This window comes from Arenibacter algicola (genome assembly GCF_018860365.1).
GTDB lineage: Bacteria > Bacteroidota > Bacteroidia > Flavobacteriales > Flavobacteriaceae > Arenibacter > Arenibacter algicola_B.
The window spans coordinates 51,365-64,797 of sequence record NZ_JAHKPO010000001.1 but is presented as its reverse complement, the minus strand read 5'-3'; the positions used below and the strand labels follow the sequence as shown (position 1 = coordinate 64,797).

Annotated in this window: 14 protein-coding genes; 9 read left to right on the top strand and 5 right to left on the bottom strand. The window is 39.3% G+C overall.

What is annotated here, in order from left to right:
• Positions 1-10: 10 nt before the first annotated feature.
• Both gap and KO529_RS00275 read left to right on the top strand, forming a co-directional pair.
• Positions 11-1,012, top strand: a complete 1,002-nt coding sequence (gap, locus tag KO529_RS00280) for a type I glyceraldehyde-3-phosphate dehydrogenase (protein ID WP_215945953.1) — start codon at positions 11-13, stop codon at positions 1,010-1,012.
• 84 nt (positions 1,013-1,096) lie between these two features.
• Entirely contained in the window at positions 1,097-1,948 is an 852-nt protein-coding gene (locus KO529_RS00275; protein WP_215945952.1) for an N-acetylglucosamine kinase, read from the top strand.
• Here KO529_RS00275 and KO529_RS00270 read toward each other — a convergent pair.
• Genes KO529_RS00270 through KO529_RS00260 form a run of 3 tightly spaced genes read right to left on the bottom strand, consistent with a single transcriptional unit; the run spans position 1,941 to position 3,903 of the window.
• On the bottom strand, positions 1,941-2,321 hold the full coding sequence (locus KO529_RS00270; RefSeq protein WP_072863548.1) for a RidA family protein: 381 nt from the start codon (positions 2,319-2,321) through the stop codon (positions 1,941-1,943). The genes KO529_RS00275 and KO529_RS00270 overlap by 8 nt on opposite strands.
• 28 nt (positions 2,322-2,349) lie before the next feature.
• Entirely contained in the window at positions 2,350-3,129 is a 780-nt protein-coding gene (locus KO529_RS00265) for a hypothetical protein (RefSeq protein WP_215945951.1), read from the bottom strand.
• 60 nt (positions 3,130-3,189) lie between these two features.
• Positions 3,190-3,903, bottom strand: a complete 714-nt coding sequence (locus KO529_RS00260) for a class I SAM-dependent methyltransferase (protein ID WP_215945950.1) — start codon at positions 3,901-3,903, stop codon at positions 3,190-3,192.
• A 63-nt stretch (positions 3,904-3,966) separates the two neighbouring features.
• On the opposite strand from KO529_RS00260, the gene KO529_RS00255 reads away from it, so the two are divergent.
• On the top strand, positions 3,967-4,464 hold the full coding sequence (locus KO529_RS00255; RefSeq protein WP_215945949.1) for a YkgJ family cysteine cluster protein: 498 nt from the start codon (positions 3,967-3,969) through the stop codon (positions 4,462-4,464).
• A gap of 97 nt (positions 4,465-4,561) precedes the next feature.
• Entirely contained in the window at positions 4,562-5,413 is an 852-nt protein-coding gene (locus tag KO529_RS00250; RefSeq protein ID WP_215945948.1) for a sterol desaturase family protein, read from the top strand.
• On the opposite strand, the gene KO529_RS00245 is transcribed toward KO529_RS00250, so the two are convergent.
• Complete coding sequence (locus KO529_RS00245) at positions 5,404-6,651, bottom strand: DUF1343 domain-containing protein (protein ID WP_215945947.1); 1,248 nt, start codon at positions 6,649-6,651, stop codon at positions 5,404-5,406. The two genes, KO529_RS00250 and KO529_RS00245, sit on opposite strands and share 10 nt — an antisense overlap.
• A 3-nt stretch (positions 6,652-6,654) precedes the next feature.
• On the opposite strand from KO529_RS00245, the gene KO529_RS00240 reads away from it, so the two are divergent.
• The 4 genes from KO529_RS00240 (at position 6,655) to KO529_RS00225 (ending at position 10,641) form a co-directional block, all read left to right on the top strand.
• A complete protein-coding gene (locus KO529_RS00240; protein ID WP_215945946.1) occupies positions 6,655-7,896 on the top strand; it encodes an ABC transporter permease in 1,242 nt (413 codons plus the stop codon).
• 72 nt (positions 7,897-7,968) lie between these two features.
• Positions 7,969-8,748: an aldose 1-epimerase gene (locus KO529_RS00235; protein ID WP_215945945.1), complete on the top strand. Its 780-nt coding sequence runs from the start codon at positions 7,969-7,971 to the stop codon at positions 8,746-8,748.
• A 10-nt stretch (positions 8,749-8,758) separates the two neighbouring features.
• Positions 8,759-9,391, top strand: coding sequence for a Crp/Fnr family transcriptional regulator (locus KO529_RS00230; RefSeq protein ID WP_215945944.1), 633 nt, complete (start codon positions 8,759-8,761; stop codon positions 9,389-9,391).
• Positions 9,392-9,462: 71 nt separating this feature from the next.
• Positions 9,463-10,641, top strand: coding sequence for a cytochrome-c peroxidase (locus KO529_RS00225; protein ID WP_215945943.1), 1,179 nt, complete (start codon positions 9,463-9,465; stop codon positions 10,639-10,641).
• Positions 10,642-10,659: 18 nt separating this feature from the next.
• On the opposite strand, the gene KO529_RS00220 is transcribed toward KO529_RS00225, so the two are convergent.
• Positions 10,660-11,538 carry a 3-keto-disaccharide hydrolase gene (locus KO529_RS00220; RefSeq protein WP_215945942.1) on the bottom strand — a complete coding sequence of 293 codons (879 nt, stop codon included), beginning with the start codon at positions 11,536-11,538 and terminating at the stop codon, positions 10,660-10,662.
• Between the two features lie 147 nt (positions 11,539-11,685).
• Between KO529_RS00220 and KO529_RS00215 the strand changes: the two genes are divergently transcribed.
• A complete protein-coding gene (locus tag KO529_RS00215; RefSeq protein WP_215945941.1) occupies positions 11,686-13,410 on the top strand; it encodes a SulP family inorganic anion transporter in 1,725 nt (574 codons plus the stop codon).
• The last annotated feature ends 23 nt before the right edge of the window (positions 13,411-13,433 follow it).

Sequence of the window (13,433 nt, the reverse complement as noted above, 5' to 3'; positions counted from 1 at the left end):
ACAAAAGGAAATGTCAAACTTGAAAATAGGGATTAACGGTTTCGGTAGAATTGGGAGATTGGTCTTCAGGGCTACCGTAGAAAGGGATAATGTAGATGTAGTTGCTATTAACGATTTGCTGGATGTAGAGCATCTTGCTTATTTGTTGGAATATGATTCGGTTCATGGAAAATTCAATGGTACCGTTGAAGTTAAGGATGGTAATTTGGTAGTAAACGGTAAAACGGTTAGGATTACTGCTGAAAGAGATCCAAAGAATTTGAAGTGGGATGAGGTTGGTGCTGATATCGTTGCTGAATGTACCGGTATTTTCACTACTTTGGAAACTGCACAATATCACATAGATGGCGGTGCCAAGAAAGTGGTTATTTCAGCTCCTTCCAGCAATGCACCTATGTTTGTAATGGGTGTTAACCATAAGGAAGTTAAAGCATCCGACAAGATTGTTTCAAATGCTTCTTGTACAACCAACTGTTTGGCTCCAATGGCAAAAGTATTGAACGATAGTTTTGGTATAGAAGAAGCTTTAATGACTACTGTACATGCAACAACAGCTACTCAAATGACTGTTGATGGTCCTTCCAAAAAAGATTGGAGAGGTGGTAGAAGCGCCCTATTGAACATTATTCCAGCTTCAACAGGTGCTGCCAAGGCGGTAACCAAGGTTATTCCATCATTACTAGGAAAATTAACAGGTATGGCATTTAGAGTGCCAACTGCCGATGTTTCCGTAGTAGATTTAACCGTGCGTTTGCAGAAGGAGACTTCTTATGAGGAGATCAAGAAGGCATTTAAAAAGGCTTCTGAAGGGGAATTGAAAGGAATTTTAGGATATACAGAGGAAGCAGTTGTTTCCCAAGATTTTATCGGGGATGCCAGAACTAGTATTTTTGATGCTGGAGCTGGAATTGAATTGAATTCAAAATTCTTCAAGGTTGTTTCTTGGTATGATAACGAGTCCGGATATTCCAATAAATTGGTTGACTTAGCGCAATACATCCATAAATTATAGTCTTATTGGGTAATAATTAAAAGAATCCTGAGATTAAGCAATATTTTGTTTATTTTCAGGATTCTTTATTAATAATCTTGTTATATGATATTGATTGTAGATAGTGGTGCAACAAAATCGGATTGGATTGCTTTGGATAATAAAGGCAACCAATTGTTCATGACCCAAACTTTAGGATTGAGTCCTGAAGTATTGACACGTCCTGTGATCGAAGACCGTTTGGCCAATAATTTTGAACTTTCCAAGAATAGGGAGGAAGTTACCCACTTGTATTTTTACGGTGCCGGTTGTGGTACCGATAGAATGAAGAAGTTTTTAACAGAGATTTTTAATGATTTTTTTCCCAATGCCAAGGCAGAGGTAAAGGAAGATACCTATGCGGCCATATTTGCCACAACAAAAATAGGGCAGCATGGAATAGTTTGTATTTTAGGTACGGGTTCCAATTGCAGCTATTATGACGGTGAGAAATTGCATCAAAAGGTTACCTCTTTGGGGTATATCCCTATGGATGATGGTAGTGGTAACTTTTTTGGAAGGAAATTGATAAGGGACTATTACTTTAATAAAATTCCAATGGATTTGGCTACCAAGTTTGCAAAGGAATACAATTTGGATGCCGATGTAATCAAGGAAAATCTTTACAAACAACCCAATCCAAACACCTATTTGGCCACTTTTGCCAGATTTATTGTAGAAAATAAAAACCACCCCTATTGCAGAGGGGTAATAGATAAAGGCTTTCAGCAGTTTGTGAACAACTACATTATGCAGTTTGAATTGGCCACAAAGGTACCCGTTAGTTTTGTTGGCAGTATCGCATATTACTTACGTGAAGAACTGGCTACAGTAGTAGAAAGAAACGATCTGATCCTAGGTGTTATAAGGCAAAGACCCATTGAAGGTCTGGTTGAATTTCACAAAAGCTCTATTTAATAGCTATCATAGATATTTCAACGTTTACAAATTTGGGAAGATTGGCAACTTCAACAGTTTCCCTTGCTGGAGCGGTATCCGCATCAAAATAGGCGCCATATACTTCATTTATTTGTGAAAACTGGTGCATATCCTTTACAAAAATCGATGATTTAACAACATTTTCAAAAGTCATTCCTGCCTCGGTAAGAATGGCTTTTAAATTTTGCATGGATTGCTCGGTTTCCTTTTTAATATCTCCTGATACCAAATCCCCAGTTTTTGGGTCTATAGGAATTTGCCCTGAGATATACAGGGTGTTTCCTGCTAGTACTGCTTGGTTGTATGGTCCTATTGGGGCAGGTGCGTTTGTGGTGGTAATTATTTTTTTCATTTGTTTATAATAGGTTTTCGTTTTAAAATTATTTGCCTCCATTGGCTTGTAGATCTATCAGGCACTCGGTACCAAAACTTGGGATTGCCCCGTTTTTGGCCGTTAACATTTTGGCCATCCCCCATCCAAATTGGAGTTCTGCGCGCATAAGGCAATTCTGTTCGCTACAATGACTTTTGGCATCAGGGTCTTCATGTTCGTTTACAGACTCTGTACCTAAGTTTACCAATCCAAACAAATGTCCTGCCTCGTGGTTTAAAGTGGCTGTTTCCACGGTAGAAGTGCTGATCAATGAACTCCTTGAGGCCAAATTTCTAATGGTAGCTTCGTAAATAACCATAGAAGTATTGCGGTAAACGGCGCCAAGGGTTACCAGGTCCTCATCGGGATTGTCATCGCTGGCAGTTGCATCGGTAAAATAAATATAAAGTCCTAAGGTGTCACCATTGTTGTACACAGTTCTATTTTCTTTTTCCAAATCAAATATTTCGTCAATGGATAGGCTATCCTTTTTTGGGGATTCCAATTCCTTGTAAATAATGCTTATGTTATCTTTGTAGGAACGCTCGTTCAGTAAGTCTATAAAATTGGAAACGGCCGTTTCTGTAGGCGCAAAATTTGTTACATAACCAATTTCGATTACCAAGTTTTTAAAATTGGCGTCAGAGAGCAGATCATTGGCACTATCGCCAGGTCCTTTTAGGTTGGCCGTTTTATCGACCTTTACGGTATCGCTTTCGTTGGAGTCCTTGGAACAACCTAGGAACAAGGTAAGGGCCAACAAAAGCACTAATGATAATTTCTTCATTATTGTCAGTTTTTATTAAAGGACAGTCTCTTTTTAGATAACGACAAATATTACGTGGTATTACCCTATTACGGTAAGTTTGGCTAAATAGTCGTAATGTTTTCCTTTGCTTACAAGCTCACAAGTTAAGTTATTTGCATTTGCCGCACGTTGCAAAGTGTTATAATCCAAATATAGCCAATCCAAGGGCTCGCTTTTCTCGCCTTGATATTCCATTTCAAAGGTGACTTCCCCGTAGTAATTTTGGTCATCTGGAATCCAATAACCCCCATCCTCATCTTCATCGTACATATAAATAATATCGCTCGAATCCAGGAGTATCTGGCCCTTAGGTTTTAAGAGCGATTTTAAGTGTGTAAAGAACTGGTCTATGTTCTTTAATTTCCCAACTATCCCAATTCCATTCATGAGCATCAAAAGGGTATCGTATTTTTGAAGTTCAAAATCCTGTATACCTTGTAATACAGTATGTTCTATGCCCCTTAGTTTACAGGTTTCAATGGCTCCAGGAGATTGGTCCAGGGCTGTAACTGTTAGGCCCTTTTTTTGTAAATAGAGGCTGTGGCTGCCTGCTCCACAGCCAATATCCAGGATATTGCCCTTGCAGAGCTTTAAGGCTTTTTGTTCCAGGTAGGGCATTTTTTTAAAGTCCCTAAATAGGTAGGGGATGGGTATTATATCCTCCTCATCCAATGACGAATAGGTCTTGATGTCTTCAGAATAATTACCGGATTGGTAATCCAAAAGTGCCTTGCCCAGAATGTCCTTAGCCATTTAAATTTGTTATTTACATGCAAATGTGGGACTTTTAACCAACTTTTAAAAGTTTATTCCATAATGGATGAGGTAATAAAGCAACTTCCCAAGCTGGCACAGGAAAAACATAGTGAGAATAAGAAATTCTTTGGTAAACTTCGGAAAAAACCACCAAAGGATTTGGACTATATAATGCAGGACCTGCACGAGGCGGAGTTTAGGAAAACCGATTGTTTAAAATGTGCCAATTGTTGCAAGACTACAGGTCCCCTGTTTACCAATGCCGATATAGAGCGTATAGCCAAACATTTTCGAATGAAGCCCCAGAAATTTATCGATCAATTTTTGAGGATGGACGAGGATAATGATTATGTGCTACAAAGTGTTCCCTGTACTTTTTTAGGAGCAGATAATTACTGTTCCATTTATGAGGTTAGGCCCAAGGCTTGCCGTGAATTTCCGCATACTGACAGGAAAAAATTTCAGCAAATAAGTAATCTTACCTTAAAGAATGTAGCTATTTGTCCGGCGGCGTATAATATAGTGGAAGAAATGAAGAAAATAATTAAGTTAAAGTAGCTAAATTCAAAAATAGGCCCTGATTTCCAATAGGTAACTAACAAATTACTTTTTGTCCGGTAATTATATAACTACAACTATTTTGTAAATTTAGACTATGGAAGCCATTTACAATTATTTTGAAACTATCCCTCCCGCACACCGAAGTATCATATTGGTTTCTGGGATTGCCTTTTTTTGGATATTGGAGTATGTTATTCCCCTATTCCAGTTAAAGTATAGTAAGCTGAGACATGCTGGCATCAATATTTTTTTTACCCTGACTACCATCCTTGTAAATTTTCCATTGGCCTTTTTATTGCTGAAAACCAGTGATTGGGCCATAGCAAATAATTTTGGGGTGTTACAATGGTTGCCTGTTATGCCCTTATGGCTAAAGGTGGTGTTGGGTGTAATGATGCTGGACTTTCTTAGTGCCTGGTTGGCCCATTGGGTAGAGCATAAGGTAAAGGTGCTTTGGGGCTTTCATTTAATTCATCATACAGATCATGAAGTAGATACTACGACTGCCAACCGGCACCATCCGGGAGAAAGCGTGGTACGTTTTGTGTTTACTTGTTTCGGCACTTTTGTGGTAGGGGCACCGGTTGCCATCATTATGATATATCAGGCCCTTTCGGTTGTTTTGTCACAATTTAACCATGCCAATATTTCACTGCCCAAAAAGGTGGATGAGGTGTTGAGTTGGGTCATTGTTTCTCCAGATATGCACAAAGTACACCACCATTATAAATTACCCTATACGGACAGTAATTATGGCAATATATTCTCCATTTGGGATAGACTTCTTGGAACCTTTATGAAATTGCCAAATAGTGAAATTGTTTATGGCGTGGATACCTACCCCAATGAAAAGGAAAATTCTGATATAGGGGCTTTATTGAAAATTCCGTTTAAACCGTATAAATCCCCGGAAAAAATGGATGTAAAATCCACTGGTCAATTGTAAATTAGATATTTGGCCCTTATTTTCTGGAATTGATCAATATCTTCTTGCCAGGTTTTCTTTATTTCCTCCTGGGAAAGTCCGGCTTCAATCTGTCTTTGTAAGTCTTTAGTACCGGCATGCTTGGTAAAGCCACTTGTGTTAAAAAACAAGCTCTTGTCCTTGGTGTTTTTGTATGCATCCAATATATAATCCAAATTCACAGTATTCATTTTAGGGGTCTCCGATAGGTCCTTGCCATAACATATTTTGCCATTCTGTTTTGGGTCTTTGGATCCAAAATTCGGAGCAGGGGTATATTTGAAATTGTATTTGGTACTGTCCATAAAGGAGGCGCCGTAACGCTGAAACTGAAACTCCGTTCCACGACCTGCATTTATATTGGTCCCTTCAAATAATCCCAAACTGGGGTAGAGATAAATAGAGGTGTTGTTGGGAAGGTTGGGGGAGGGCCTAATGGGCAATATATAATCTTTATGATGATTGTAATTTTCCATCGGGATTACGGTCAGGTCCGCTACAACTTTGTTTTCCAACCATCCTTCTTTGTTGATCATATTAGCATACTCCCCAATGGTCAGGCCATATACCAAGGGAATATTGGTCATTCCCAAAAAGCCTCTGTGTTCGGTTTCCATGGTAGGACCATCCACGTAATGCCCGTTTGGGTTAGGCCTGTCCAATACAATTATGGGAATATTGTTTTCTGCACAAGCCTCCATAACCAATTGCATGGTAGCAATATAGGTATAGAAACGTACCCCTACATCCTGTATGTCGAACAGTATAACATCAATCTGCTGCAATTGTTCTTTGGAAGGCTTTCGGTTTTTTCCATATAGCGAAATTATGGGAAGTCCGGTTTTTTCGTCCTTTCCGTCGCTTACCTTTTCCCCGGCATCGGCTTCTCCCCGAAACCCGTGTTCGGGAGCAAATACTTGTTGGATATCTATACTATGCGCCAATAGGGAATCCACAATATGGGTGTAGGTTAGAGGTTGGGTGCCCTTGAAGATAACACTGGTCTGATTGGCCACAATTCCAACTCTTTTTCCTTTTAACAATGGTAAATAAGTTCCAGTTCTGTTGGCTGCAATGATTATAGGCAGGTCAGTAGCAAGGGTATCCTGTTCAACTACGGAATTAAGCTCCTTATTGTGCGTTTTGGTGTGGTTTCCGCAAGAAGAAAGTGTAAAAAACAATAATAAAACTGTATTTTTGAAAATGGAAAAAACTGCCATAAATTGAATTTAGAATTTTTTATTGCCAAACGCCTTGTTACAGGTAAAGAGCATAAAATTAGTATATCTGCACCAATAATAAAAATAGCTATTGCAGCAATTGCATTGGGGGTGATAATGATGTTGGTGGCTATTTCTACGGGGGTTGGTCTAAAACATAAAATACGGGAAAAGATAGCAGCCTTTAACGGCCACATCCAGATATATAACTACGACAACAACACCTCTGATGTGTCCATGGTGCCTGTTTCCCTTGATCAGGAGTTTTATCCGGAATTTAAATCTGTCAGCGGTATACAACATATTCAGGGAGTAGCTACCAAGGCCGGAATAATTAGAACCGAAGAGACTTTTGAAGGTATTTTGGCCAAAGGTGTTGGGGCAGATTATAATTGGGATGTTTTTAAAGAGTTTTTGGTGGATGGCGCCCTGCCCAATTTTGAGGGGGAAATTAATAGTGAAACATTGATATCCCAGGTTTTATCCAAACGTTTAAATTTGAAAACCGGGGATTCCTTCGTTGCCATTTTCTTTAAGGAGGACGATGCATCCAAAATGCCCAATCAAAGGAAATTTACCGTAACAGGTATTTACGACAGTGGTTTTGAAGAGCTGGATGGCTCCTATATTTTTATAGATCTGCGCCATATTCAACATATGAATAAATGGGCCGATAATGAAGTGGGGAATTTTGAGATTTTTGTTGATGATTTTGATGAAATGGACAATAAGGCCAAGGAAATTTATGGGAAGACCTTGTCCAATCTCGATACGCAGACCATAAAGGACAAGTATTACAGGATTTTCGAATGGCTTGGTCTTTTCGATTTTAATATAGCCTTGATCATTGGTATAATGGTTATCGTTGGAGGTATCAATATGATAACCGCCCTGCTCGTTTTAATATTGGAGCGGACCCAAATGATTGGTATCTTAAAGGCCCTGGGGTCGTCCAATTGGAGTATACGGAAGATATTTTTATATAATGCCACCTATTTAATAGGTGTAGGACTTTTGTTGGGCAATATCATAGGTTTGGGTATTATAGGATTACAGTATAAATTCCGTATGTTCAAATTTCCCAACCCCAAGGAGTATTATATAGATTATATTCCTGTACACCTTGATGTGATGACGGTAGTGTTGCTCAATATTGGTGTTTTAATTTTATGTTTGTTGATGTTGCTACTGCCATCCTATATAATAACTAAAATTTCTCCGGTAAAGGCCATACAGTTCGAATAGAATTTTGTAATTTTTTTTTAAGTCTTGAATCAATAACAAAGTGATAACTTCCCTCCTAAAAAGTAAAAGTAGATGGTGAAACTAAAACTACATGATCAAATAGTGAAAATAGATAAAGGGGAATTGGTAGGCTACACCCTTGCCGGCCACGAGTTTATTCACCAAAAAGGTAGCCCAGGATGGCGAAACTCGGATACAGAAATGTTTCCCATAATAGGACCGACCAATAAGGCAAATTTTAGGGTCACGACCCCCAAGGGTGTGGCTGTGCAGGATCAACACGGTTTATTGAGGGAAATGGCCTACCAGATTGTTTCCCAAACAGATACCAAAGCTGTCTTTAGGAAACAGTATGTTTCCGGTACCCCAATTAAGAACTCTAAATATCCCTCCAAATCTACCGAGGAATATTTGTCATGGCCCTATAATTTCGAATTTACAAAGTCCTTTCAGGTTTTAGAAAACGGAATAAAAATTCAATTCAATATAACCGGTGAAGAAGGAATGCCCTTTATGTTGGGATATCATCCTGCATTTAAACTATATTCGGAAAATGTTTCCATAAGAACCTCTCATGGTACAATTGCCCTACAAGAGGTACTCGATGCGGGCAGTAGGGCCTTAGCGGTTATGGACTGTAATTCGCTTACCTTAATGGATAATGGGAAGCTTAGTATTAAAACGGAAGGTTTTGGGAATTTTATGTTGTGGACAGAGGTACCCAATATGCTGTGTATAGAACCAATTTCCTTTTATCCCTATGCGGTAAACCAGGAGGATTTACTTAATGGATTTCAGTCTGTAAATACGTCTGAAAAGATTTTTTCCGTAATTATTCAACCTAACATTTGATACAATAAGAATGACAGAAGCATTACAATTACATTATGGTTATCTTTTTGAACCAGAGTTATTAGTGGAAATCAGGACGGTAGGTAGCTATAAAAAAGTTAGTCAAGGCCAGACTTTAATGGAAATCGGTGATAATATTAAGTCCATGCCTTTATTGCTAAGTGGAGCTATTAAGGTATTAAGGGAAGATGATGATGGCAATGAACTGTTGTTGTATTTCGTTGAAAAGGGGGATACTTGCGCTATGACTTTTTCCTGTTGTATGGGCAATAAAACAAGTGGCATTAGGGCTGTGGCCGAAACGGATACCGAATTATTGATGATCCCGGTGAGTTACCTGGAGACATGGATGGGGAAATACAAATCATGGCAGAGGTTTATATTGGACAGTTATAATGCCCGTATGATGGAACTTATGGAGACCATAGATACGCTAGCTTTTCTAAGAATGGATGAGCGGTTATTGAAACACTTGCAGGATAAGGCCAAAGTAACCCATGATGATGTATTGTACGCTACCCATCAAGAAATAGCCTACGACCTTCACACTTCAAGGGTGGTAGTATCCCGGCTATTGAAAAAAATGGAAAATGAAGGTAAGATAGAGCTTTATCGAAATCAAATAAAGGTGTTGGATCTATAGTTTTTTTTGTGTTTAGTACTTGTTATTGAGAAGTTTAAGTGTTAAACTTGTCTTGGTAAAAGTAAGGATTTATGAAGATCGGTTTTAGTAAGTATATCATAGCACTGTCCGTAATAATAGCGGGCTGTGGCAATCCTACCAAGAAAGGGGAGATAGATATACCCCGGCCCAAGGAGATTGCCAAGGTTGCCGCCCTGCCTAAGATTATAAAAACGCCGATAGGAAATCCAAATTCCAAAGAGAAGGAACTTTTGGGGAAACTTCTATTCTATGACCCCATTCTTTCGGGCGGTAAGGATATTGCCTGTGCCAGTTGTCATCATCCAGCTACCGGATATGCCGAGTTCCTGGATTTATCCATTGGTGCAAATGGTCAGGGGTTGGGAAGTAAAAGGGCATTTAAGGAACCCAACGAAATTCCCCAAATGAAGCGCAATTCCCCCACAATTTTGAACACGGCATATAATGGAATACGCGGGAAGGATGATTATGATCCTGAAAATGCTCCCATGTTTTGGGACGACCGTGTAAAAAGTTTGGAAAAACAGGCATTGGAGCCCATTAAGACCTTGGAGGAAATGAAGGGTGTCCATTTTTTACAGTCTCAAATTTTGACTGAAGTGGCAGCAAGACTAGAATCCATTCCTGAATACAAAAATCTTTTTGCGGAGGCTTTCGGAGAAGATGCACCAATAGACAGTATTCATATTGGAATGGCCATTGCCTCTTTTGAAAGAACCCTAGTTGCTAATAATTCCCGTTTTGATCAATATATGGCAGGAGATGTAAACGCCATATCCCACTCAGAAAAAGAAGGCTTGGAACTGTTTAAATCGGTAGGTTGTATCAATTGCCATAACGGGCCCATGTTTTCCGATTATAAGTTGCACGTACTGGGAGTACCCGAAAACAAGAAGGTTCCAGAACCTGATAGTGGATTCCAGGAAAGTTTCGCGTTTAGGACCGCTTCCCTTAGGAATCTGCGTTTTACTGCGCCCTATATGCACAATGGTGCCTTTCAAAATTTAAAACAGGTGCTGGAATTCTATGAGGATATTTCTTTTGGGAAAACACGGAATCCGTCGGTATCCAAGGAAATGTTCGATCCGTTTGTAAAGGAGCTTCAACTCAGTGTTAAGGATATGTCCTTGATTATTTCTTTTTTAAATACCCTTAACGATGAAAATTTTGACAAGGAAATCCCCGAAATGGTCCCTAGTGGATTGCCTGTGGGCGGAAATATTCAATAGTTGGTTGCTACGCGGTAATTAGTTGTATTTACAATCCTCCGGATCGGATTTTATGTAATATTTACGATAATTGGACGCTTTGGGATCCATACAGCCCTTGAGGTTTTTTAATTCTACTTTTCTAAAGTCTATGGGCTGTCCCTCCGCCTGTAAGGCTATAAAACCTTCCTTTAATAATTTACCGTCGATCTTCATGGCCGGATCATATCTGTTGGCAACACCGCCTCCTATTTGTGGTTTTGTGTATTGCAGTACCTCCTCCCCATTTACAATATGGGTCACAATGGAATCTCCCAAAACAATGGCCTCGGCGCGTACCCATTGATCTCCGAAATAGGTCTTGGAAGTGGAATTGATACAGTGTCTCAGGTCAATTTTACCTTCGTATACCACATCGGTTCCCGGGGAGCACATGTTTCCGGTGGCCCGTGATTTTCCTTCTTCCAATCCGGCCAAAAACTGCATTTCCACAGAAATGGGCCAATCCTGCTCCTTGGGCATGGTCCTAGGATCTTGGGAATGGAACATTACCCCACTATTTTTTATGGTGTAACTTGGGGCTCCTGGGTGCAATTCCCCCACAAAACGATACTCTACCACTAAATGATAATAGGAGTAGGGGGTGTTGTAATATAGGTGGCCATACCGTTCATTAAAATCGCCCTCATATTTGTCATAGCGTACTTTTATGATACTATCTTCTACCCTAAAGGTGTCGCCATAATTGTCCCCAACTTCATAATGGTGAATTTTGGTGGTCCAATCGTTTATGTCCTTACCATTGAACATGGAAATCCAACCGTCATTTTTTTCTTCTGAAACAGATTTTACTGTGCTGCACTGGCAAAGAATTAAAGCTGCTATAAGACAACTTATGATCGAAGCGATCTTTTGCATATTTTAAGGATTTATTTGAATTGAGAGCACAAGATAAAATATTTAATGTTTATTAGTACCAACTTCAATTGAAGTAATGTGTGTAAAGGCTAAAATTCTGTAACCTTCGTTACAGAGGAATAAGGTATTTAATACTAAATTTGGTGAATGAGGAGATTTTTACCTTTCTTGGATTGGCTTCCAAAATATAACAAAAACCTTTTTGGAAAAGATTTGGTGGCGGGGATAACTGTGGGTATAATTTTAATTCCCCAGGGTATGGCCTACGCTATGATTGCCGGACTACCTCCGGTTTATGGTTTATATGCCTCCTTGTTCCCCATTTTGACCTATGCCTTTTTGGGTACTTCCAGGCAAATTGCCGTAGGGCCCGTGGCCATGGATTCGCTTTTGGTGGCTGCTGGATTGGGGACCCTGGCCATATCAGGAGTGCAAAACTATATTCTAATGGCATTGTTCCTGTCTTTTATGGTAGGGGCATTTCAGTTGATATTTGGTTTTTTACGTATGGGCTTTCTGGTAAATTTTATGTCAAGACCTGTAATTAGTGGATTTACCTCTGCCGCGGCCGTAATCATTATTTTTAGTCAATTAAAACACTTGTTGGGAGCGGATATCATTAACAGCAATAAATTTCACGAACTGGTTATTAATGCATTTCGGCACTTATCGGAAACCAATATTTATGATTTTTCGATTGGGATAATAGGAATTCTGATCATTGTATCATTTAAAAAATGGTTTGAAAGATTTCCGGCCATATTATTGGTTGTTGTGCTAAGTACCTTGGTGGTTTACTTTTTTAATATGGAAGCCTTTGATGTCCAAGTCGTAGGAGAAGTGCCTGCAGGCCTGCCATCTTTTAAAATTCATAGTTTTAGCATGGAAAAAATTAGCCAAATATGGCCTATTGCCTTAACATTGGCATTGGTCGGATATTTGGAGGCTATTTCCATTGGCAGGGCATTTGAAGAAAAAGACAAAGTAGAGACCATAGACCCCAACCAAGAGTTGATAGCATTGGGAGCTTCAAATATGGTAGGTTCATTTTTTCAGTCCTATTCGGTTACCGCAAGTTTTTCCCGTTCGGCAATAAATTACGAATCGGGTGCCAGGACTACAGTAGCCTCGGTGATAAGTGTTGTCATGGTAGCTCTGACACTATTATTTCTTACACCATTGTTCTATTATTTGCCAAAGGCAGCACTGGCCTCCATTATTATGGTTTCTGTTTTTGGATTAATAGATCTTTCCTATCCCAAAAAATTATGGAACCAAAGTAAGGATGAGTTTCTGGTTCTATTGATAACTTTTTTAATTACCCTAGCCATTGGCATTGTAGAGGGAATTTTGATAGGGGTGTTATTATCCCTGCTTCTGATGGTATACAGGACTTCCAAACCTCATTTTGCAGTTTTGGGAAATATAAAGGGGTCCGATTATTATAAAAATATTAGTCGTTTTGGTGATGAGGCCGAGGTTCGTCCGGACCTGTTGATCGTAAGGTTCGATTCCCAACTTTATTTTGGAAATTCCGGCTATTTTAAAAGTGAACTTTTCAAGTTTATAAATGTCAAAGGCCGTTCTTTGAAAGCCGTGATTTTAAATGCTGAAGCCATTAATTATATAGATGCTAGCGCATCGGCCATGTTGATCAATGTTATTGAGGAAATCCACAACCGGAACATCGAGTTTTATATCGCCGGCGCTACGGGACCCATTCGAGACATAATATTTAGGAGCGGTATTATCAACTGTCTACATAAAGAATATCTTTTTGTCAAGATAAAGGAAGCTGTAGCTTACCATGATGATCCCAATACCATTCCCTTGCTTAGGGAGAGGGTGGCCCATCAGAATCAAAGTAACTAATGTTGCATTCGGGGAGGTCTATA